18 protein-coding genes are annotated in these 22324 nt (G+C 67.9%); 7 read left to right on the top strand and 11 right to left on the bottom strand.

All coding sequences use genetic code 11. From position 1 onward, the window contains the following. Positions 1-23: 23 nt before the first annotated feature. From mmsB to ABIE41_RS23920, 3 genes are all read right to left on the bottom strand, one after another. The gene (mmsB, locus tag ABIE41_RS23930; RefSeq protein ID WP_192642691.1) at positions 24-911 is read right to left on the bottom strand and encodes a 3-hydroxyisobutyrate dehydrogenase; all 888 of its coding nucleotides are present in this window, start codon (positions 909-911) and stop codon (positions 24-26) included. A gap of 109 nt (positions 912-1020) precedes the next feature. Beyond that, positions 1021-2169: an isobutyryl-CoA dehydrogenase gene (locus ABIE41_RS23925; protein WP_192642690.1), complete on the bottom strand. Its 1149-nt coding sequence runs from the start codon at positions 2167-2169 to the stop codon at positions 1021-1023. A 22-nt stretch (positions 2170-2191) separates the two neighbouring features. Further along, entirely contained in the window at positions 2192-3688 is a 1497-nt protein-coding gene (locus ABIE41_RS23920; RefSeq protein ID WP_192642689.1) for a CoA-acylating methylmalonate-semialdehyde dehydrogenase, read from the bottom strand. A gap of 124 nt (positions 3689-3812) precedes the next feature. On the opposite strand from ABIE41_RS23920, the gene ABIE41_RS23915 reads away from it, so the two are divergent. Then, entirely contained in the window at positions 3813-4736 is a 924-nt protein-coding gene (locus ABIE41_RS23915) for a LysR family transcriptional regulator (protein ID WP_192642688.1), read from the top strand. A gap of 39 nt (positions 4737-4775) precedes the next feature. Here the strand turns inward: ABIE41_RS23915 and ABIE41_RS23910 are convergent, their stop codons facing one another. Both ABIE41_RS23910 and ABIE41_RS23905 read right to left on the bottom strand, forming a co-directional pair. Further along, positions 4776-6521, bottom strand: coding sequence for an ABC transporter permease (locus ABIE41_RS23910; RefSeq protein ID WP_354193304.1), 1746 nt, complete (start codon positions 6519-6521; stop codon positions 4776-4778). Further along, positions 6518-7519, bottom strand: a complete 1002-nt coding sequence (locus tag ABIE41_RS23905; RefSeq protein WP_192642687.1) for an ABC transporter substrate-binding protein — start codon at positions 7517-7519, stop codon at positions 6518-6520. The genes ABIE41_RS23910 and ABIE41_RS23905 overlap by 4 nt, the downstream gene beginning before the upstream one ends. A 194-nt stretch (positions 7520-7713) precedes the next feature. Here ABIE41_RS23905 and tal point away from each other — a divergent pair, with 194 nt between their 5' ends. Beyond that, positions 7714-8670, top strand: a complete 957-nt coding sequence (gene tal / locus ABIE41_RS23900; protein WP_192642686.1) for a transaldolase — start codon at positions 7714-7716, stop codon at positions 8668-8670. Between the two features lie 18 nt (positions 8671-8688). Here tal and ABIE41_RS23895 read toward each other — a convergent pair whose 3' ends face one another. The 5 genes from ABIE41_RS23895 to amaB all read right to left on the bottom strand — a co-directional run bounded on the left by ABIE41_RS23895 (position 8689) and on the right by amaB (position 15183). Further along, positions 8689-9192, bottom strand: a complete 504-nt coding sequence (locus tag ABIE41_RS23895) for a hypothetical protein (protein WP_192642685.1) — start codon at positions 9190-9192, stop codon at positions 8689-8691. 107 nt (positions 9193-9299) lie between these two features. Next, the gene (locus ABIE41_RS23890) at positions 9300-10970 is read right to left on the bottom strand and encodes a thiamine pyrophosphate-binding protein (RefSeq protein ID WP_192642684.1); all 1671 of its coding nucleotides are present in this window, start codon (positions 10968-10970) and stop codon (positions 9300-9302) included. Positions 10971-11020: 50 nt separating this feature from the next. Next, entirely contained in the window at positions 11021-12208 is a 1188-nt protein-coding gene (locus ABIE41_RS23885; protein ID WP_192642683.1) for a CaiB/BaiF CoA transferase family protein, read from the bottom strand. Between the two features lie 109 nt (positions 12209-12317). After that, entirely contained in the window at positions 12318-13535 is a 1218-nt protein-coding gene (locus ABIE41_RS23880; protein ID WP_192642682.1) for an acyl-CoA dehydrogenase, read from the bottom strand. Between the two features lie 127 nt (positions 13536-13662). After that, a complete protein-coding gene (amaB, locus tag ABIE41_RS23875; RefSeq protein WP_192642681.1) occupies positions 13663-15183 on the bottom strand; it encodes an L-piperidine-6-carboxylate dehydrogenase in 1521 nt (506 codons plus the stop codon). Positions 15184-15292: 109 nt separating this feature from the next. On the opposite strand from amaB, the gene ABIE41_RS23870 reads away from it, so the two are divergent. From ABIE41_RS23870 to ABIE41_RS23860, 3 genes are all read left to right on the top strand, one after another. Beyond that, complete coding sequence (locus ABIE41_RS23870; RefSeq protein WP_192642680.1) at positions 15293-16207, top strand: LysR family transcriptional regulator; 915 nt, start codon at positions 15293-15295, stop codon at positions 16205-16207. An 88-nt stretch (positions 16208-16295) separates the two neighbouring features. Then, on the top strand, positions 16296-17519 hold the full coding sequence (locus ABIE41_RS23865; protein ID WP_192642679.1) for an NAD(P)/FAD-dependent oxidoreductase: 1224 nt from the start codon (positions 16296-16298) through the stop codon (positions 17517-17519). Positions 17520-17531: 12 nt separating this feature from the next. Next, on the top strand, positions 17532-18038 hold the full coding sequence (locus ABIE41_RS23860; protein ID WP_192642678.1) for a DinB family protein: 507 nt from the start codon (positions 17532-17534) through the stop codon (positions 18036-18038). A gap of 10 nt (positions 18039-18048) precedes the next feature. On the opposite strand, the gene ABIE41_RS23855 is transcribed toward ABIE41_RS23860, so the two are convergent. Next, positions 18049-18555, bottom strand: coding sequence for a GNAT family acetyltransferase (locus ABIE41_RS23855; protein ID WP_192642677.1), 507 nt, complete (start codon positions 18553-18555; stop codon positions 18049-18051). Between the two features lie 162 nt (positions 18556-18717). Between ABIE41_RS23855 and ABIE41_RS23850 the strand changes: the two genes are divergently transcribed. Together ABIE41_RS23850 and ABIE41_RS23845 are read left to right on the top strand one after the other, a co-directional pair. Then, a complete protein-coding gene (locus ABIE41_RS23850; RefSeq protein ID WP_192642676.1) occupies positions 18718-19350 on the top strand; it encodes a LysE family translocator in 633 nt (210 codons plus the stop codon). 137 nt (positions 19351-19487) lie between these two features. Beyond that, complete coding sequence (locus ABIE41_RS23845; protein ID WP_192642675.1) at positions 19488-22259, top strand: tetratricopeptide repeat protein; 2772 nt, start codon at positions 19488-19490, stop codon at positions 22257-22259. Positions 22260-22324: the final 65 nt, after the last annotated feature.

The raw sequence follows: 22324 nt of genomic DNA, 5'->3' as shown, positions 1-22324 counted from the left end.
CTCACGCCCTCGCGCAAGCACGCTTACGAGGCAGTGCGTCCGCGCAGCAGATGGACGATGGCGGAGAAGTCCGCTCCGCCTTCACCCCAGGCGTTGTGTAGCCCGTAGAGTTGCGTCGCCGCCGCGCCGAGCGGCGTCGAGGCGCCGGCCGCCTGGGCGGCCTCCTGCGAGAGCTTGAGATCCTTCAGCATCAGGGCCGAGGCGAAGCCGGGCTTGTACTCGTTGTTGGCCGGCGAGGTGGGCACGGGGCCCGGCACCGGGCAGTAGGTCGTCAGCGACCAGCACTGGCCCGAAGAGGTCGAGGCGACGTCGAACAGCGCCTGATGCGAAAGGCCTAGCTTCTCTGCCAGCACGAAGGCTTCCGAAACGCCGATCATCGAGATACCCAGGATCATGTTGTTGCAGATCTTGGCGGCCTGGCCGTTTCCGGCGGCGCCGCAATGCACGATGCGGCGGCCCATCGCCTTCAGGATCGGCTCGCCCAGCGCGAAGGCCTCTTCCGCGCCGCCGACCATGAAGGTCAGGGTTCCGCCCTTGGCGCCGCCGGTGCCGCCCGAGACCGGGGCGTCGAGCGAGAGACAGCCGCGCTCGCCAGCCAGCCCATGGGCCTTGCGCGCGCTTTCGACATCGACGGTCGAGCAGTCGATCAGCAGGGCGCCGCTCTTCACGCGGGGCAGCACGTCGCCCCAGACGGCGAGCACATGCTTGCCGGCCGGCAGCATGGTGACGACGACATCGGCGTCCGCGACGGCCTCCTGTGCCGAGCCGGCGATCGCCACGCCGAGTTCGGCGGCGGCATCCTTCGACGCCTGAACCAGATCGAAGGCGCGGACCTCATGCCCCGCCTTGACGAGATTCCCGGCCATCGGGCCGCCCATATTGCCGAGGCCGATGAAGGCGATGCTGGTCATGGTCGTGTCCTCCCGCTGTTTGCGACGTCATGATCGACCTTGAGCCGACCATCTCCTGCCAGAGATTCTCAGGTCTGCGCTTTGCTCCGCCCGAGAATGACGCCGAATCTCAATTCCCCTTGGCCCGGCCGACCAGACCGCGCGCCACGATCATCCGCATGACCTCGTTGGTGCCCTCGAGGATCTGATGGACGCGCAGGTCGCGGACGATCTTCTCGATCCCGTAATCGGCGAGATAGCCATAGCCGCCATGGATCTGGAGGGCGTCGTTGGCGACGGTGAAGCCCGTATCGGTCGCGACGCGCTTGGCCATGGCGCAGAGCTTCGTGGCGTCCGGCGTCTTGGCATCCAGTGCCGCTGCCGCCCGCCAGAGCAGGCTGCGGGCCGCTTCGAGTTCGGTGGCCATGTCAGCGAGCTTGAATTGCAACGCCTGGAAATCCGCGATGCGCGAGCCGAAGGCCTTGCGCTCCCCGGCATAGGCCAGCGCCTTGTCGAGGGCGCTTTGCGCGCCGCCGAGCGAGCAGGCGCCGATGTTGAGCCGCCCGCCATCGAGCCCCGCCATCGCGATCTTGAAGCCGATGCCCTCGGGCCCGAGCCGGTTGGCGACGGGGACGCGGCAATTCTCGAAGATCACGGCGCGCGTCGGCTGCGCGTTCCAGCCCATTTTCTTCTCGTTGGCGCCGAATGAGAGGCCGGGCGTGCCCTTCTCGACGACGAGGGTCGAGATGCCCGAGGGGCCGGCCTCGCCGGTGCGCACCATCACGACATAGAGGTCGGAGACGCCGGCGCCCGAGATGAACTGCTTCTGGCCGTCGAGGATGTAATGGTCGCCGTCGAGGACCGCCTTCGTCTTCAAGGCCGCCGCGTCCGAGCCGGCACCGGGCTCGGTCAGGCAATAGCTCGCCAGATGCTCCATCGTGCAGAGCTTCGGCAGGAAGGACGCCCGCTGCTCGGCCGAGCCGTAGCGGTCGATCATCCAGGCGCACATGTTGTGGATCGAGATATAGGCCGCCACCGTCGGACAGCCGGTCGAGAGCGCCTCGAAGATCAGCGCCGCATCGAGCCGCGACAGACCCGACCCGCCGACATCCTCGGCGATATAGATGCCGCCCATGCCCAGCGCCGCCGCCTGGCGCATCTCGTCGACGGGGAAATGCTTCTCCTCGTCCCAGCGCATGGCGTTGGGCGCCAGCGTATCGGCGGCGAAGGCGGTGGCCATCTCCTGGATGGCGAGTTGGTCCTCGCTCAGCGCGAACATGGCCACCACCTCCTTGCCTGCCTCAACCCATCGTCGGGATGACGAAGCTCGCGCCGTCCTTGATGCCGCTCGGCCAGCGCGCCGTCACCGTCTTGGTCTTGGTGTAGAAGCGGATCGAGTCCGGGCCATGCTGGTTCAGGTCGCCGAAGGACGAGCGCTTCCAGCCGCCGAAGGTGTAATAGGCCAGCGGCACCGGGATCGGCACGTTGATGCCGACCATGCCGACCTGGACCTTCGAGGCGAAATCGCGCGCCGCATCGCCATCGCGGGTGAAGATCGCGGTGCCGTTGCCGTATTCGTGGTCGTTGGTGAGCTTCAGCGCCTCGTCATAGCTCTCGGCGCGCAGCACGGAGAGGACGGGCCCGAAGATCTCCTCCTTGTAGATGCGCATGTCCTTGGTCACGTTGTCGAACAGGCAGCCGCCGACATAGAAGCCGTTCTCATAGCCCTGCATGGTGAAGTCGCGCCCGTCGACGACGAGGCTCGCGCCCTCCTCGATGCCGGTGTCGACATAGGCCTTGATCTTCTCCATCGCCGCCTTGGTCACAACCGGGCCGTAGTCGGCCGATGCGTCGGTCGAAGGGCCGATCTTCAGGCTCTCGACCCGCGGGATCAGGCGCTTCACCAGCTCGTCGGCGGTGGCCTTGCCGACCGGAACAGCGACCGAGATCGCCATGCAGCGCTCGCCGGCCGAGCCATAGCCGGCGCCGATCAGCGCGTCGACCGCCTGGTCCATGTCGGCGTCGGGCATGATGATCATGTGGTTCTTGGCGCCGCCGAAGCACTGCACGCGCTTACCGTTGGCGCAGCCGCGGGCGTAGATGTACTCCGCGATCGGGGTCGACCCGACGAAGCCGACGGCCTTGATGTCGGGGTCGTCGAGGATGGCATCGACAGCCTCCTTGTCGCCGTTGACGACGTTGAGGATGCCGGGAGGGCCGCCCGCCTCGATGAACAGCTCGGCCAGGCGCATCGGCACGCCCGGATCACGCTCGGAGGGCTTCAGGATGAAGGCGTTGCCGCAGGCGATGGCAGGGCCGAGCTTCCAGAGCGGGATCATCGCCGGGAAGTTGAACGGGGTGATGCCGGCGCAGACGCCCAGCGGCTGGCGCAGCGAATAGATGTCGATGCCGGGGCCGGCGCCGTCGGTAAACTCGCCCTTCATCAGGTTGGGGACGCCGAGCGAGAACTCGACCACCTCGACGCCGCGCTGGATGTCGCCCTTGGCGTCGGGAATGGTCTTGCCGTGCTCGCGGGCGAGCAGTTCGGCCAGTTCGTCGTTGTTCTGCGCGATCAGGTCGAGGAACTTCATCAGCACGCGGGCGCGGCGCTGCGGATTGACCGCCGCCCATTTCGGCTGGGCCTCGGCGGCGTTTTCGACGGCGGCGCGCAACTCGGCGGCCGAGGCCAGCGCGACCTTGCCGATCACCGAGCCGTCCATCGGCTGGTAGATGTCGGCGCTGCGCCCCGAGGTGCCGGCGACATGCTTGCCGCCAATGAAGTGCCCGACCTGACGCATCGCGTCCTCCCCTACCAATGGTGATGGCTCGAAATTCCGCTCTCCCCTACCATTCCTGTTTACGCACGGCTATAGCGACAGCCGGACCGATGGCGTGCGGAAAAGCAAATACCGGGGAGTGGCGATGGAGCGGTTCGACTGGGACGATCTGCGCTTCTTCCTGGCGGTGGCCCGCTCCGGCCGCCTGACCGCCGCTGCCCGGCGCCTGGGCGCCGATCACGCCACCGTTTCGCGACGCATCACCTCGCTGGAAGAATCGCTCAAGGCCAAGCTCTTCGAGCGGCGCCCCCAGGGCTATACCCTGACCGCCCATGGCGAACGCCTGCTGGTGCGCGCGGAGAACATGGAAACCGATGCGCTGGCGATCCAGAGCGACATCGGCGGAGCCGACATGGCGCTGGCCGGCACGGTCCGCATCGGCGCGCCGGACGGGTTCGGCACCGTCTTCCTGGCGCCGCGCCTGGCCAAGCTCGCCGGCGTCTATCCCGGTCTGGAGTTGCAGCTCATCGCGATGCCCCGGCTGCTCTCGCTCTCGAAGCGCGAGGCCGATGTCGCGATCACGCTCGCCCCGCCCAAGGAGGGCAAGGTCGTCGCCCGCAAGCTCTCGGATTATCGTCTCGGCCTCTATGCCAGCCGGGCCTATCTCGACACCATGCCCCCGGTAACCAAGCCGGAGGATCTCTTCGCCCACCGCATCGTCGGCTATATCGACGACCTCATCTTCACCCCCGAACTCGACTATCTCGACGAGATCGCCAAGGGCCTGCGCGCTCAGGTGCAGAGCTCGAGCGTGCTGGCGCAGATGAATGCCGTCGTCTCGGGAGCGGGGATCGGCGTCATCCACCATTTCATGGCGGAGGACGAGCCGCGCCTGGTGCCGGTCCTGCCCGAGACCGTCTCGATCACGCGGTCCTTCTGGCTGCTTGTCCATGCCGATCTGAAGGATGTCGCACGTGTGCGGGCGATCGTCGATTTCATCGTCCGCGAGGCCAAGGCGAGCCGCGCCCTGCTGATGGGCGAGGGGCAGGCGGCAGGTCAGTCGGCCTGACCGTTCAGGCTCGGACGCGCTTCCTCAGCACGAGCGCAGCTAGATTCGCCAGGGCAGCACGTTGCCGGGCAGGCGCCGCGCCAGCCGGTCGAGCGTCAGCATCGCGATGAGGATCACGGCCGAGGCGCTGATCGCGACGGCCGCCGCCTCGCCGGCCAGGCCCGCTTCCTTGAGCGAGAACAGCACGACGCCCAGCGTCTCCGTGCCGGACGACCACAGCAGCGCCGAGACGGTCAGTTCGTTGAAGGCGACGAGGAACACCATCAGGGCGCTGACCACGGCCGCAGGCGCGAGGATAGGCGCCACGATGAAGCGCAGCATCTGCCAGAGGGTCACGCCGTCCAGCCGTGCCGCCTCCTCGTGATGCGCCTCGATCTGCGCCATGGCGGCGAGCGGGGCCTTGAGCGCGAGCGGCAGGAACCGCGCGAGATAGGCGAACAGGATGATGAAGGGCGTTGCATAGATGCTGACGCCCAGAAGCGGCAGCGGCTTCAGGAACATCAGGATGCAGGCGATGGCGAGCACCACGCCGGGCAGCGCATAGGGCAGCTCGATGACCGCCTCGACGATGCGGCGCAGCCTGCCCATCCGCCGCTCGAGCGCATAGGCGAAGGCGATCGAGGCGAGCGCGAGGATCAGCGCGGCGCTGCCGGCGAAGAGGAAGGAGTTGCGGAAGGCCCGCATCGTCACGTCCTGCCGCAGCAGCACCTCGGTGAATTTGTCGAAGGTCAGACTCTGCCAGGTCAGGGCAACGCCGAGAGCCGGCGTCAGCGCCTCAGCCAGCAGGGCGAGAAACGGCAGTCCGAGCTTGATCACCAGCAGCAGCAGCAGCCCGCCGGTGACGAAGGGCCGCGCCCGGCCCAGCGCCCAGAACGGCTCCAGCGGCCGCTCGATCTCGACCTTGCCGCCGGCGCGTCGCGTCGCCAGCATTCCGGCCGCAATGCCGAGCGCTGCGACGAGCCCGACCAGGATCGACAGGGCCGCCGCGTCCGGCAGGCCTGCGGGGCCGAAGCTGGACAGGCGCCGGTAGATCAGCGTCGGCAGCGTGAGATAGTTCACGGGCAGTCCGAGCAGCGCGGGAATCCCGAAATTGCCGATGCCCGCAACGAAGGCGAGCAGCGCGGCAGCGACGATCTGCGGCCGCAGCACCGGCAGCAGCACGCGGCCGATGATGGTCGCAGGCCCGGCGCCCTCCATCTGGGCGGCCTCGATCAGGGAGTGGGGCACGCTGCGCAGGCCGGTCCAGAGCGTAATCGCGACGAGCGGCGCATGGTGCAACGCCATCACCAGCGCGATGCCGCCGCGGCCGAGCAGCGGGTTCGGCGTGCCGGGGGGCGGCGCGAGGCCGATCAATGCCAGGATCGGCGATTGCGGCGCCAACAGGCTGAGGAAGGCGAGCGCCGCGACCTGCGGCGCGATCATCATCGAGAAGACCAACGCGAAGGCGATCGGCCTCTTGCCGCGCATGTCGGTGACACTGAGCAGGATGGCCGCCGCGCCGCCGATCAGCAGCGCGCCCAGCGCCGAGAGGCCGGCCGTCTCCAGCGTGTGCAGCGTTGCGTTGATGGCAGACCGGCTGGCGAGCAGGGCGAGCGCATCGGCGGGCGCGAACTGGCCGCCGGGGGCGAGGGCCGCCCCCGCAAGACGCAGGAAGGGAAGACCGCCGAGCAGCAGCGCGATGGCGGCGACCAGCACGGGCAGGCCGAGCCCGGCCGGCAGGGCCGGGCGCCGCCAGGGAGGTCGGCCCTGCGCCTCCCGCCAACCTGTCTGCGCGGCGAGCGTCACTCGAAGATCGCGCTGAACCGCTTGCGGGCAGCGGGTTCGTCGGCCAGCGCCTTGGCGGCATCGAACGGCATCAGCTTGATGGCGCTGCGGGCAGGGTAGCCGGCGGGCAGGGCGACGTCGGGATGTGCCGCGACATAGCCCTGCTTGAGGGCGAGTTCCTGGCCTTCCTTCGAGAGCAGGAAATCGACGAACGCCTTGGCGGCTTCGGGGTTCTTGCTGGTCTTCAGGATCGCGACCGGCTCGCTGACGGCGGAGACGCCTTCGCTCGGGAAGACGAACTCAACCGGCGCACCCTTGGCCTTCTCGCGGATCGGCATGAAGTCGACGATCATCCCGTAGAGCTTCTCGCCGGTGGCGACCTGGCGGAGGATGTCGCCATTGGCACCGGCGGCGAGCGCGCCATTGGCCTGCAGCGCCTCATAGAAGCCCCAGCCCGTCGGCAGGTTGCCGGCCAGCGTCAGGGTGTGGATCATGGCTGCGCCGGAATTCAGTGGGCTTGGCATGGCCAGCAGGTTCTTGGCCTCGGGCTTGGTCAGGTCGAGCCAGCTCGATGGCTTCATCGGCGCCTTGGTGTTGTAGACGATGCCTGTGGTGATCAGCTTGGTCGCAAACCAGAACTTCGCCTTGTCGTGCACGCCGGCGGGGTAGGCTGAGATGTCGGCCTTCTCATGCGCCAGCAGCCGATCTTCCTTCTTCAGCCCTTCCATGGTGACCGCGTCGGCGATCAGCAGCAGGTCGGCCTGGGGCGTACCGGCCTCGAACTCCGCCCGCAGCTTCGCCATCACGCGGGGCGTGCCATCGCGCACGAAGCTGATCTCGACTTTCGGATGCTTCGCCTTGAAGGCATCGATGGTCTGCTGGGCGTCGGTATTGGGCTGGCTGGTGTAGAGAACGAGCTTGCCTTCGACCGCCAGGGCCGGGACGGCCGGCAGGAGCGCGGCGGAGAGGCTGGCGAAGAGGCCGGTGGCGAGGGCGCGGACGGACGCCTTGAAGCGCATGGTGGTCTCCTGTGCGGATGCCCGGAACGGGGTCTGCGCTGGCGGTAGTCCGCGCATATGACATATCCATGAAAGCGCCGTCATCTGGATCTGCATCGCCGTGAGGCCGGGCGGTCCATTCGCCGCTCCGGGTTGACCCTGCCATCCCGGCGCCCCACCTTCGGGCTCCACGCCTAGCCTTCGACAGGACCGCCATGACCGCCTCCAAGCTCGACCAGCTCCGCCAGATGACCACCGTCGTCGCCGATACCGGCGACATCGAAGCGGTCCGCCGGCTGGCGCCCGTCGATTGCACCACGAATCCGACACTGATCCTGAAGGCTGTCGAGACGCCGGCCTATGCCGATCTGGTCGAGGAGGCCGTGACCTGGGGAAAGAAGTCGGGCAGCGGGGAATCGACGGTGCACGCCGTCTGCGACCGGCTGGCGGTCACCTTCGGCGCTGAGCTGACCAAGATCGTCCCCGGGCGCGTCTCGACCGAGGTCGACGCCGACTTGTCCTTCGATACGCAGGCCACGATCGGGAAGGCGCGCGCGCTCATCGCCGCCTATAAGGAGCGCGGAATCGAGAAGGATCGCATCCTCGTCAAGATCGCGTCGACCTGGGAAGGCATCCAGGCGGCGAAGGTGCTGCAGGCGGAGGGGATCGACTGCAACCTGACGCTGCTCTTCAGCCTGCCGCAGGCGGCAGCCTGCGCGGATGCCGGGGCCTTCCTGATCTCGCCCTTCGTCGGCCGCATCCTGGACTGGCACGTCAAGGCCGGCGGCGGTCCCTACACCGCCGAGACCGATCCCGGCGTCGTTTCGGTGCGCACCATCTACGACTACTACAAGGCCTATGGCATCGGCACGGTGGTGATGGGCGCGTCCTTCCGCAACATCGGCGAGATCGAGGCGCTGGCGGGCTGCGACCGTTTGACGATCGGCCCCTCCCTGCTCGACGAACTCGCGGCCGCGACCGGCGAGTTGCCCCGCAAGCTCTCGCCCGAGGCTGCGCGCGAGGCGCCCGCACGGCTCCATCTCGACGAGAAGGCCTTCCGCTTCGCGCTCAATCAGGATGCGATGGCGACCGAGAAACTGGCCGAGGGCATTCGCGGCTTCGTCAAGGACCTGGTGGGCCTGCGAAAGCTCGTCGCAGCCCGCCTCGTCTGACCCGATCGCGCTGCGCGATCAGGGCGTCTTCGCTTCGGCCTGGGCGGTGATAGCCGGCTTCGGCGGCGCCGTGGCGCCGTCGAAGAAGCTGCGCCCGCCGGCTGCGGCCATTTCGAGCTGCTGCTTCCAGCCCTTGCTGTCCTTGCCGCCGCCGAGCGCGGTAAAGTCCGCGCGGCGATTGTCGTCGCCACCGCGCGCGCCCTGATAGACCATCACGCCCTGGGCCGTGACGACGATGTCGCCGCGGCGCAGCGTCGGGTCCTTCAGATACCAGCTCGGATCGGCGGACGGATCGAGCTGGACCACCGGCGGCTTCGGCTTCGAGGAGATCTCGGGCGCCTTCTGGCGCGGCATCCGCTGCTGCGGTTCGTCATATTCGTAGATCGGCGTGGCGTGGAGGCGCTGGCCTCCGCCGAAGATGGCGCGGCCGAGCTCCTCGAACAGGTTCGCCGCCTGGGCGGGCGCCCCCATAGCGGCCATCGCCGCCACCAGCCCCATCATCGTCACGCGCCGCACCGTCATCGCCACCATCCTCTGCCAATCGGCTGATCAACGAGGAATGGTCGCAAAAGGTTCAGCGCGGGTTCACCGATGCGGTTAACATTTTAACCGCGGTCGCGGCGGGGCCGTCAGCCCTTCGCCGCCAGTGCTTCCGCCCGGATCGTCGAGAGCGAGCGGGCTGGGGTGATCGCCTCGGGATCGAGCAGGCAGTGGATGATCGCCGGCTTGCCGGAGGCCTGCGCCCGCTCGAAGGCGGGCCCGAACTGCTCGGTTGTCTCGACCCGCTCGCCATGGCCGCCGAAGGCCCGCGCATAGGCGGCGAAGTCGGGGTTCTTCAGCGTCGTCGCCGAGACGCGGCCGGGATACTCCCGCTCCTGATGCATCCGGATCGTCCCGTACATGCCGTTGTCGACGACGACGACGATGACCGGCAGGTCGTACTGCACGGCGGTCGCAAAATCCTGTCCGTTCATCAGGAAGCAGCCGTCGCCGGCGAAGGCCACGACGGTGCGCTCCGGATAGAGCCGCTTGGCGCCGATCGCGGCGGGCACGCCATAGCCCATCGAGCCCGAGGTGGGGGCCAGCTGCGTCGCGAATTTTGTGAAGCGGTGGAAGCGGTGCACCCAGGTCGCGTAATTGCCCGCGCCATTGCACAGGATCGCATCGTCCGGGAGGTGGTTGCGCAGCCAGCGCACCATCTCGCCCGGGTGGAACGTGCCGGCGACCGGTGCCGGCTGCTCGCTCCAGCCGAGATAGGCCTCATGCGCCGCAGCCGCGGCTCCGGCCCAGGCAATTTCCTGCGGCGGGTGCACCGTCTCCAGCGCAGCGCAGAAGGCGGTCGGCGAGGCATTGATCGCCAGCGACGGCCGGTAGACCCGTCCCAGCTCCTCGGGGTCGGGATGGACATGCACCAGCGGGCGGCCCGGATTGGGAATGCCGAACAGCGAGTAGGACTGGCTCGGCATCTCCGAGAGCCGCCCGCCGACGAGGATGACGAGATCGCTCTCCTTGATCCGCGCCAGCAACTTGGGGTTGGGACCGATGCCGAGATCGCCGGCGAAGTTCGGGTGGTCGGCCGGGAACAGCATCTGCCGCCGGAAGGAGACGGCGACGGGGAGGTCGAAGCGCTCTGCGAAGCGCTGGAAGCGCGCGATCGCCTGCGGGTCCCAGCGCGAACCGCCGAGGATCGCGACCGGCGACTTCGCCGCCCAGAGCCGCTTTTGCAGGTCGATCGTCTGCAGCAGGGAGGGGTGGGTCTCGGTCACCTGATAGGGTTCGGCATCGACCGCTTCGACGACGTCCGTCAGCATGTCCTCCGGCAGCGCGATTACGACCGGCCCGGGCCGGCCCGATGTCGCGACATGGAAGGCGCGGCTGATGATCTCGGGGATGCGCTCGGCCTGGTCGATCTCGGTCGCCCATTTTGTCATGGTGCCGAAGACGGCGCGGTAGTCGAGTTCCTGGAAGGCCTCGCGCTCGCGCATCGAGCGGTCGATCTGGCCGACGAACAGGATCAGCGGCGTCGAATCCTGATGCGCGATATGGACGCCCGGCGAGGCGTTGGTGGCGCCCGGCCCGCGCGTGACGAAGCAGATGCCGGGCTTGCCCGTGAGCTTGCCGGCGGCCTCGGCCATCATGCAGGCGCCGCCCTCGGCCCGGCAGATCGTGACCTTCAGCTTGGCGTCGTGCAGCGCGTCGAGCACGGCGAGATAGCTCTCGCCGGGCACGCAAAACGCGTCGGTGGCGCCATGGATCAGGAGTTGGTCGACGAGGATCTGCCCGCCGGTGCGTAGTGCCATAGCCACATTCCTCTCGCGGCGCCTCAAGGGTGAGGGCCGAGTACGTCACATTATCCGAGGGGCCCGCCCCAGGCCGGGTCGTTCAGAATTTCATCGGCATGCTGGCCCAGCCGCGGGCTCGGGCGCGGCGACACCTGCCGGACACCGTCCATGACGATCGGCGATGCGACCGTCGGGATCGCGCCGCCCTTCGCTTGCTCGCTCTTGAGATCGACGCGCACCCCGCGCGCCACCACCTGCTGATCGGCGAAGACCTCGTCGACGGCGTTGATCGGGCCGGCCGGGACACCGACCTTCTCGAGCGCGGCCAGCAGATCGACCTTGAGATAGCGCTGGCAAAGGACGTGCAGCCGCTCCGTCAGCGCGACGCGGTTCTTCACCCGCGAGCGGTTGTCGAGATAATCCGCCTCGTCTGCCAGTGAAGCCTCGCCTAGCACCTCGCAGAGTTTGCGCCACTGCCCGTCATTGCCGGTCGCGATGATGATGTGCCCGTCCGCCACCGGGAACACGTCATAGGGCACGATGTTGGGGTGCGCGTTGCCCAGCCGCGGCGGCAGATTGCCCGAGACGAGATAGTTCAGCGCCTGGTTGCCGAGCACGGCGATCTGGCTGTCGAGCAGCGCCATGTCGAGCGTCGCGCCTTCACCGGTGGCGTCGCGCCGGCGCAGCGCCGAGAGGATACCGATTGTGGCGTAGAGCCCCGTGTAGATGTCGGCTGTCGCATAGGCCGCCTTCATCGGCGCGCCCTCCGGTTCGCCGGTGAGCGACATCACGCCGCCCATGCCCTGGACCAGGAAGTCGTAGCCGGCGCGCGGTGCATAGGGGCCGGTCTGGCCGAAGCCAGTGACCGAGCAATAGATCAGCCGCGGATAGGCGGCCCGCAGCGAGGCGGCGTCGAGCCCGTACTTCTCCAGCCCGCCGACCTTGAAGTTCTCGACCACGACATCGGCATGGGCGGCGAGCTTTCGCACCAGCGCCTGGCCCTCGGGCGTGCGGAAATCGGCCGTGATCGAGCGCTTGCCGCGATTGGCGGAGTGGAAATAGGCGGCTGACAGGTGCTCGTCGCCCACGCCCTCGACGAAGGGCGGCCCCCATTTGCGGGTATCGTCGCCCTCGGGCGCCTCGACCTTGACGACATCGGCACCGAGATCGGCCAGGACCTGGCCGATCCAGGGCCCGGCGAGGATGCGCGCGAGTTCGAGAACGCGCAGGCCGGCGAGGGGAGGTGTGACGGTCATGGCGCCTTTGGCTCGACGTCATGGTCGGGCTTCACCGACCATCTCCGGGGAAGTTCACGCGGGACGAGATGCCCGGGTCAAGCCCAGGCATCTCGGCTGCCAGATACGCTCAGAAGAACGCCTGCAGCCCGGTGACGGCTCGGCCGAGGATCAGCGCGTGGACGTCATGCGTGCCCTCATAGGTGTTGACCGTCTCGAGGTTCGCGGCATGGCGCATCACGTGATACTCGATCGAGATGCCGTTGCCGCCATGCATGTCGCGGGACTGGCGGGCGATGTCGAGCGCCTTGCCGCAATTGTTGCGCTTGACGAGCGAGATCATCTCGGGGGCCATCTTGCCCTCGTCCATCAGCCGGCCGACGCGCAGCGAACCCTGCAGGCCAAGCGAGATCTCGGTGAGCATATCCGCCAGCTTCTTTTGGAAAAGCTGCGTCTGGGCGAGCGGCTTGTTGAACTGCTTGCGGTCGAGCCCGTACTGACGCGCGCGGTGGAAGCAGTCCTCGGCCGCGCCCATCACGCCCCAGGAAATACCGTAGCGCGCGCGGTTGAGGCAGCCGAACGGACCCTTCAGGCCGGAAACGTTGGGCAGCAGGTTCTCTTCCGGCACGATCACGCCATCCATGACGATCTCGCCGGTAATCGAGGCGCGCAAGCTGAGCTTGCCGCCGATCTTCGGCGCCGAAAGCCCCTTCATGCCCTTTTCGAGGATGAAGCCGCGGATCTGGTTGTCATGCGCGGCCGACTTCGCCCAGACGACGAAGACGTCGGCGATCGGCGAGTTCGAGATCCACATCTTCGAGCCGGTCAGGCGATAGCCGTCGGCGACCTTCTCGGCGCGGGTCTTCATGCCCGCCGGGTCGGAGCCGGCATCGGGCTCGGTCAGGCCGAAGCAGCCGACCCATTCGCCCGAGCCCAGCTTGGGCAGGTACTTCTTGCGCTGGGTCTCGTCGCCATAGGCGTAGATCGGGTACATCACCAGCGAGGACTGGACCGACATCATCGAGCGATAGCCGGAATCGACGCGCTCGACCTCGCGGGCCACGAGCCCGTAGGACACGTAATTGGCGCCGGCACAGCCATACTCTTCCGGGACGGTCACGCCGAGCAGGCCGAGTTCGCCCATCTCGTTGAAGATCGAACGGTCCGTCTTCTCGTCCAGATAGGCCTCGGAGATCCGGGGCTGCAGCTTCTCCTGCGCGAAGTCGCGCGCCGTGTCGCGGATCAGGCGCTCGTCCTCGGTCAGCTGCTCGTCGAGCAGGAAGGCGTCGTCCCAGGTGAACTCGGCCAGCTTGTGGCTGGTGCTGTGGCTGCGGGCGGCTTCGGCCATGGTCGTCTCCCTCATGGTTCCTGCGTCATGGTCGGGCTTGACCCGACCATCTCTCAAAACCAGCGAACTGGTCTAAGAGCTTCCCGGGTCTGCGCTGCGCTTCGCCCGAGAATGACGTGCTGTTGGATCACGCACCCACATCGAAGCTGACGCCCTGCGCCAGCGGCAATGTCGTGCCGTAATTGAGCGTATTCGTGGCCCGGCGCATATAGGCCTTCCAGGCATCGGAGCCGGCCTCTCGGCCGCCGCCGGTTTCCTTCTCGCCGCCGAAGGCCCCGCCGATCTCGGCGCCGGACGGGCCGATATTGACGTTGGCGATGCCGCAGTCGGAGCCTTCGCCGGAAATGAAGGTCTCGGCCTCGCGCATGTCGAGCGTGAAGATCGAGGAGGACAGCCCGGCGCCGACAGCGTTCTGGATCGCGATCGCCTCCTCCAGCGTCTTGTACTTCATGACGTAGAGGATCGGCGCAAAGGTCTCGCGGACGACCGGGCCGGTCTGCGTGGGCATCTCGACGATCGCAGGGCGGACATAGAAGCCCCCCGTTCCGACCGTGACGCGCTCGCCGCCATGCACCGTCCCGCCGGCGGCCTTCGCCTCCGACAATGCGGACTGCATGCCCTTGAAGGCAGCCTCGTCGACGAGTGGGCCGACCAGCACGCCCGCTTCGCGCGGGTCGCCGATTGTCACCGAACCATAGACCTTGATGAGCTTGGGGATCAGAGCGTCATAGACGCTCTCATGCACGATGAGGCGACGCAGCGTGGTGCAGCGCTGGCCGGCCGTGCCCATGGCCGCGAACGCGATGCCGCGCAGCGCGAGGTCGAGATCAGCGGACGGCGCGACGATCGCCGCGTTGTTGCCGCCGAGTTCGAGAATGGCGCGCGCGAAGCGGGCGGCGAGCTTCTGGCCGACCTCCTGGCCCATCCGGGTCGAGCCCGTCGCCGAGACGACCGGGACGCGGTGATCCTGCACGAGGATGTCGCCGATCTCGCGACCGCCGATCAGGATTTCGGACAAGCCCGCCGGCGCCTCGGGGCCGAAGCGCTTCATCGTCTTCTCGACGATCGCCTGGACGGCGAGGCCGGTCAGCGGGGTCTTCTCGGAGGGCTTCCAGACGACGCTGTCGCCGCAGACGAAGGCAAGCGCCGCGTTCCAGGACCAGACCGCGACCGGGAAATTGAAGGCGGAGATCACCCCGCAGACGCCCAGCGGATGCCAGGTCTCCATCATGCGGTGGTTTGGTCGCTCGGTCGCGATGGTCAGGCCGTAGAGCTGGCGCGACAGGCCGACCGCGAAATCGCAGATATCGATCATCTCCTGGACCTCGCCGAGGCCCTCGGAGGTGACTTTGCCGGCCTCCAGGGTGACCAGCAGGCCGAGATCGTCCTTGGCCGCACGAAGCTCCTCGCCGAGCAGGCGCACGAACTCGCCGCGGCGCGGCGCCGGCACCTTGCGCCAGGCCAGGAAGGCGGCATGCGCCCGGCCGATCGCGGCCGAGGCCTCGGCGGCGCTCGTCTCCCGCAGCGTCGCGACGCTCTCGCCCGTGATGGGCGAGCGGGCGGCGAGACCGGTGGCGGCGAAGGCGGCATCCGTGACGCCGAGACGCTTCAGCAGCGCGAGTGCGTCCTGGGGGAGAGGAGAGGTCATGATACGTCCTGGGCGCGGTTCGGCCGGATGGATGTCAGGCCAGCGAGAATGCCCTCTTACGCCCTGCGCGGGCAACCGATATGTTCTCACGACTTGATGAGAAGGGCTCATGAACCTCGAGATCGTGCCAGGGCGCCTCACCGTGCCGTCGCTGTCGGCTTTGGCGGCCTTCGAGGCCGCGGCGCGCCATGGCAGTTTCACCCGTGCGGCGGAGGAGCTGAGCCTGACCCAGGGCGCCGTCAGCCGGCAGGTCGCGCATCTCGAGACGGTGCTGGGCGTGGCATTGTTCCAGCGCGCAAGACAGCGCGTCGCGCTGACGCCGGCGGGCGCCGCCTATGCCGCCGAGATCCGGGACGGGCTCTCGCGGCTGGCGGCGGCCACCGTCTCGACTATGGCCTTCCGGGGCGCCGGCGGTGTGCTCAATCTCGCCATTCTCCCGACCTTCGGCACGCGCTGGCTGATTCCGCGTCTGCCGCGCTTCACCGAGGCGCATCCCGGCATCACCATCAACTTCACCACGAAACTCGTGCCCTTCGACTTCGCGCGCGAGCCGCTCGATGCGGCGATCCACTTTGGCGATCCGGTCTGGCCCGGCGCGAGGCTGCACCGCCTGATGGGCGAGGAGATCGTGCCCGTCGCGGCACCCGGCCTGGTAGCGCGCCTGGGCCTCAAGGAGCCCGCCGACATGCTCAGGGGCTCCCTCCTGCAGCAATCGACGCGGCCCCGCGCCTGGGCGAACTGGCTGGAGCAGCAGGGTCTGCCGCCGCAGCGGGCGCTGATGGGGCCGCGCTTCGAGCAGTTCGCCATGGTCTCGCAGGCGGCCGTTGCGGGTCTCGGGTTGGCCATCGTGCCGCGCTTCCTGGTCGAGGAGGAGCTACGCTCCGGATCGCTGGTCATTCCCTTCGATCGGCCGGTCACCGGTACCGAAGGCTACTACCTGGTCTATCCTGAGACCCGCGCGGAACTGCCGGCGGTCGCAGCCTTCCGTGACTGGCTGCTGGCCGAATGCGAGATGGCGAGCTGACTCGACAAGTTTCGCCGGCCGCGCCATTCATGCGCAGCGTTCATCAACCGGGTCGCAGCGCGCACCCGTCTCTGGCTTGGGACCCGCCATGTCGTCTTCGTCCGAATCCGCCGACGTTGTCATCTGCGGCGGCGGTGCGCTTGGCTCCTCGGTCGCCTATCACCTCGCTGCCGATCCGGGTTTCAGGGGCAGGATCGTCGTCGTCGAGAAGGATCCGACCTATCGCTACGCCGCCTCGGCGCTCTCCGCAGCGTCGATCCGCCAGCAATATTCGAGCGCGGTGAACATCCGCATCTCGCTGCACGGCATCGATTTCCTGCGCAACATCGGCACCCGTCTTGCTGTCGAGGGCGAGGTGCCGGTCATCGATCTGCACGAAGGCGGCTATCTCTATCTGGCGGGCGAGGAAGGGGCTCCCGTGCTCGCCGCCAACCAGGCGCTGCAGGCCGCCGAGGGCGCCGATATTGCGCTTTATGCTGCGCCCATGCTGCGCAGCAAATTTCCCTGGATGAACGCGGACGACATCGCCTGCGGCAGCTTCGGCGTGAGCGGCGAGGGGTGGTTTGACGGTTGGGCCGTGTTGCAAGCGTTTCGCAAGAAGGCGCGGTCGCTCGGCGTTGAATACCGCCAGGGAGAGGTGACCCGTTACACCGTCGAGGGCGGCCGCGTGTCCGGTGTCGAACTCGCCGACGGCAGCCGCATCGCCTGCGGCGCCGCGGTGAACGCCTCGGGCACGCATGGCGCCCGCCTCGCCGCCACGGCAGGCGTGACCATCCCCGTGCGGTCGATGAAGCGCTATGTCTTCTCCTTCCTCTGCAAAAGCGAGGTCGACAACTGCCCGCTTCTGATCGACCGGAGCGGCTCCTGGTGCCGGCCGGAAGGCAAGCGCGGCAGCGACGGGCAGCTCTTCATCGGCAGCTGCTCGCCGCTGACGCCCGAGCAGGACCGGGAGTGGATCGAGACCGACGCGGATGTCGAGGATGTCGACTGGGGCTTCTTCGAGGAGGTCGTCTGGCCGGCACTCGCCCATCGTGTCCCGGCCTTCGAGCAGATCAGGCCCGGCCGGGCCTGGGCCGGCCCCTATGACATGAACGAGCTCGACCACAACGCCATCATCGGCCCCGCGGTCGGCCTGTCGGGGCTCTACCTCGCCAACGGCTTTTCCGGGCATGGCTTGCAGCAGGCGCCGGCGGTTGGGCGCGGTCTCGCCGAGCACATCCTGCATGGCGGCTATCGCACGCTGGACCTCTCCGAGCTCGGTCATGAGCGCATCGTCGAGGGCCGGCCGCTGCTGGAAACGAACGTCATCTGAACGGAGGCGGCCATGATCGACACGGGCTATGTCCGCACCCTGGCGCGCTACAACGCCTGGCAGAACGAAAGTCTCCTGACCGCCGCCGCCACGTTGGACGAAGCGGCCCGCCGGCAGGATCGCGGCGCCTTCTTCAAGTCGATCCACAGCACGCTCTGCCATCTGCTCTGGGCCGACCGGATGTGGCTGTCGCGCTTTGCCGGTACGCCGAAGCCGACCCAGCGCATCCACGAATCCGCCGGCCTCGTCGCCGACTGGACCGACCTCGTCGCGCAGCGGCTCGCCTTCGACGGCACGATCCTGGAGTGGGCGCGCGGGCTGTCGCCCGAATGGCTGGCCGGTGATCTCGTCTGGTTTTCCGGCGCGACGCAGCGCGAGATGCGCAAGCCCCGCGCGTTGCTGGTCGTCCATCTGTTCAACCACCAGACCCACCACCGCGGCCAGGTCCACGCCATGCTGACCGCGGCCGGGGCGAGGCCCGAAGACACCGACCTGATGCTGCTGGAGCCGGAGGGCTGAGGCTCCGCGGTCAGGCTTCCGCGGCGCTGTCCCGGGCCTGCGGCTTCTCGCCTTTCCCCTTCGGACGGTCCGGCGGCACCACGGCGGTGGCATTCTGGCTGAGCTTCTGGAACAGGCCGAGCCCGACCATCGCCGTCGCAGCCAGGAACACCAGCAGCCCCGGATAGACGATGTCGCCCATCGTTTCGCGGGAGGTCTTGGCGATCAGCACCAGCGCCTCGAGATTCAGCGCGACGATGATGATGGTCATGAACTTGGTCAGCGAGCCCCGCGCCTCGGCCGGGCGCCGCAACTCCCGGTCCGACAGAACCTCCTCCTCGAACAGGAACTTGCCGACATCGGCAACCGCCACCGCGATGATGATCAGGCCGATGCCGTCCAGCATCGATTCCAGCGCGTTCTCGCCCGTCCAGTAGCCTGTCGCGGTGCGCCAGACGGCCACGCCGATGAGCAGGATCGCCGCCGCAAGCAGCGTGAAGGCGATCACCGTGTAAAGCAGGCGGCTGAACAGCGTCATGGAAATCCCCCCGACCCGATATCCAGGTCAGCGGTGACAACGGTGGTTCCGGCGCCGGGTTCCCGAGGGGGAGGCTGCGCGCTGCGCGGCGAGCTGGCATGCCGGCGGTAAGATTGCGGGCAGCCGCATCATCTGGCACGCCGGAGCAGCAAGGAGCTGCCGATGCCTGAATCGAAAGAACTCGCGGCGTTCGCCCTGATCTGCCTCGGCATGGTGCTCACGCCCGGCCCCAACATGATCTACCTGATCTCGCGGTCGATCGCGCAGGGCCGCCTCGCGGGTCTGGTTTCGCTCGGCGGCGTGGCGCTCGGCCTCGTCGTCTACATGCTGAGCGCGGCCTTCGGCATCACGGCGCTGCTTTTCGCGGTGCCCTTCGCCTATGACGCGTTGCGGTTCGGGGGCGCGCTCTATCTGCTCTGGCTGGCCTGGCAGGCGGTCCGCCCGGGCGGTGCCTCGCCCTTCCAGATCCGCGACCTTCCCGTCGATAGCCCGCGCAGGCTGCTCGCCATGGGCTTTCTGACCAGCATGCTCAACCCGAAGATCGCGATGCTCTATCTCGCGCTTCTGCCGCAGTTCATCGATCCCGCTTCCGGCGGTGTCCTCGGCCAGTCGCTGGTCCTCGGCTCGGTCCAGATCGCGATCAGCGTCACGGTGAATGCGCTGATCGCCTGCGCTGCGGGCTCGATTGCGCTGTTCCTGCGCCGAAGGCCGGGCTGGGCGCTCGCACAGCGCTGGCTGATGGGCAGCATGCTCGCGGGCTTCGCGGTGAAGATGGCCACGGAAGTGCGGCGCTAGCTTTCGGTCCGAGAGCCCCGTCAGCCAGCTGCCAGTGGCCCGCTCCGACTGCCGCGCGAAGCGGCATGACGGCATGCTTGACCTTTGCTACGATCCCTCTGCGTCAACCAGCGATGGTCGGCAGGGGAGGGTGGTCGATGGCCTGCTCGTTCTCAAGGATCGCATCGCTCGCCGCGCTGCCACTGGCCGCGGCCCTGGCATTCTCTCCCACGCCGGCCCTGGCCCAGAAGGCCGAGACCGTCGCGCTCTGCAGGGCCGAGAAGACCGAGCGGGCGATTGCCGCCTGCACCACGATCATCAAGGGGCGCGGGGACCGCAAGGCGAAGGGCTCGGCCCTGCTCAGCCGTGCCCAGGCTTACTGGGCTCTCAACCGTCTGGCCGAGGCCGAGAAGGACTACAGTGAGACGATCACACTCGCGCCGAAGGCGATGCCGCTTTATCGCGACCGCGCCCAGATCCGCTTCGGCCTGGGCAACACGGCAGGCGCGATGGCGGATTTCACCACGGCGCTCGAGATGGCGCCCTTCGACGCCGACAATTACGCCAATCGCGGCTACCTGAAGATGCTGCAGAATGACTTTGCCGGGGCGCGCGCCGATCTCAGCCAGGGCTTGTTCTGGCAGCGGGAGCATCCGCGCAGCCACTATATGATGGGGCTTCTGCATTACTCCACGGGCCAATATCGCGAGGCCGTCGCGGCGATCGAACAGGCGCGCACCCTTGGCTTCAAGGGCAACGAGGGTTTTATCACCAAGGCCCGCAGCCATTTTTATCTCAACGCCTACGAGCTCGCCGAAAAGGAAACCTCGGACGGTCTCGCGGCTTTCCCGACCGTCCACGATCTCAACGAGATCCGGGCGCGAGCGCGGCTGGCGCAGAACAAGGTCGCCGACGCGCTCGCCGACGCCGAGCGCGTCGTCGAGAAGGCGCCGCGCTATGGCCGCGCCTTTGCGACGCGAGCCGCCGTCAAGCTCGCCATGAAGGATCTGGCCGGCGCGCGGACCGATGCCGACAAGGCGATCGAGCTCGACCCGAAGCTGTTCGACGCCGTTCAGATCAAGGCCGAGATCCTCCTGGCGGCTGGCGACAAGCCCGGCGCGCGCGCGCTCTACGCGCAATCGGCCGCTCGCACAGATACGATCATGGCCTATGACAGGACCTCCCGAAATGTCGCGGCAGCCTGGATCATCGAACTCGACACACCGGCGCCGATCGTCGTCGCCGATCTCGACGAGGCCGAACTGAAGTCGCGCTGCGACAGGCGCGACGATCCGTTGCGGTTCCAGAGTTGCGACCGGCTTGTCGAAACGGCGACGACGCCCCAGGAGCGGGCCCATCGACTGATCCTGCGCTCGCGGGCGCGCCCTTTCGCCGAGCAGCTGGGCGATCTCGATCTCGCCGTCGCCGCAGCGCCGGATCACCTCCCGGCGACGATCGCCCGCGCCTATGCGCATATGTCGACCTATCGCTACGATTCCGATCTTCGGCCTTACGAGCGGGCCTGGGCGGATGCCGACAGTGCCGTGCGTCGGGCCTCCTCCGGATCACCGGAGCACGAAGAGGCGTTGCTGACGCGCGCGACGGCGGCGGAGGGCAAGGGCGATTATGAGGCGGCCATCGCGGACCTGACCCAGATTTTGATGCGCGATGGTGCGGCTCCCTATGCCCTCGAGATGCGCGGGACGATGCAACTGATGGCTGGCCGTGCCGCGGCGGCGTTGGCCGACCTGAGGGAAATCCGGCGCGTGGTGCCGGAGGACCGCCGCCAGTTTCTCAATGACGATCTGTTCGTCATTGCCCTCATCGAGAACGACAAGACGGATGAAGCATTGGCCGCCCTCGATTCCCGGCCGCAGGGTCATCTCGGCAACGAGATGACGCGACAGGCGCTGCGCGCGCGGGCTTTCCTGGCGCGTGGCGAAGCGGCAGCGGCCGCTGAGGCCGCCTCGGCCGTCCTCACCACCAATCGTGCCCATAGCGGCGCCAGCGCCGTCCGCGGGATCGCCTTCGCAAAACTCGGAAATGCCCTCGAAGCAGCCTCCGACCTGACCACCGCAATCGACGAGACGGGAGCGGTGCCCTTCAAGGCCGCGAGCATGGGCATCACGCCCGGGCATATGGCGGATCTGTTCCTGCATCGCGGGCTCGCACGTGTTCAGCTGAATCAGAGCCGGGCCGCCCATGCCGATTTCAGCGAGGCGATCCGGCGCATGCCCGATCGCGCCTCGGCCTATGGCGAGCGAGCGCGGCTGCTGCTGCGCGGCGACAATCCCGGCGCACTGACTGACATCGCCATGGCGCTGCGCATCGAGCCCACGGAGCCGCGCTGGCTGGCGTTGGCCGCGCGCATCCATCTCGCGACGGGCGACCTCGGCGCGGCCGAGCGTTTCGCCGGTGCGGCCCTCGCGGTTTCTGCGCCCGAGGCGGACCTGCTTCTGCTGCGGGCCAGGGCCAGGCTCGGGCTGCGCAATTTCAGTGGCGCGGTCGAGGATGCGACGGCGCATCTGGCTGCGCGCGCCACGGATGCAGAGGCGCTGCTGATCCGGATTGAGGCGCGTAACGGGCAGGGCGATTTGAAGGCCGCGCTGGCCGATGCGGATGCGGCGCGCAAAGCTCGTAGCGACGACGTGCGGATCCTGCTGGCGCTGGCCGAACTGAGACGCCGCAATGGCGATGCGCCGGGCGCCATCGGCGCCTTCGAGGACGCGGCAGGGAAGCCCGATGCCGCCCTGATCGCGAACAAGCGGCTGGGCGATCTCTATGCCGAGATCGCCTCGGACCAACTGGCGCTGGGCTATTACGCCAAGGCGCTCGAACAGCCGGTGCGAACACCCGATGACGAGGCCTTGCGAGCCCAGACTCGCGCAGCCCGTGACGCGCTGATCCGGAAAATGGCGGCGCCGAAATAGCGCTCCGCTTTTTTTGCGCAGCCCCGCTCGCAGCGATACGCTTTCGGTCGGAAGCCAGCTTGTCT

Source organism: Bosea sp. OAE506 (assembly GCF_040546595.1).
Lineage (GTDB): Bacteria > Pseudomonadota > Alphaproteobacteria > Rhizobiales > Beijerinckiaceae > Allobosea.
Note: the sequence above shows the minus strand (reverse complement) of the source record. Positions and strands in the feature narration are given on the sequence as shown.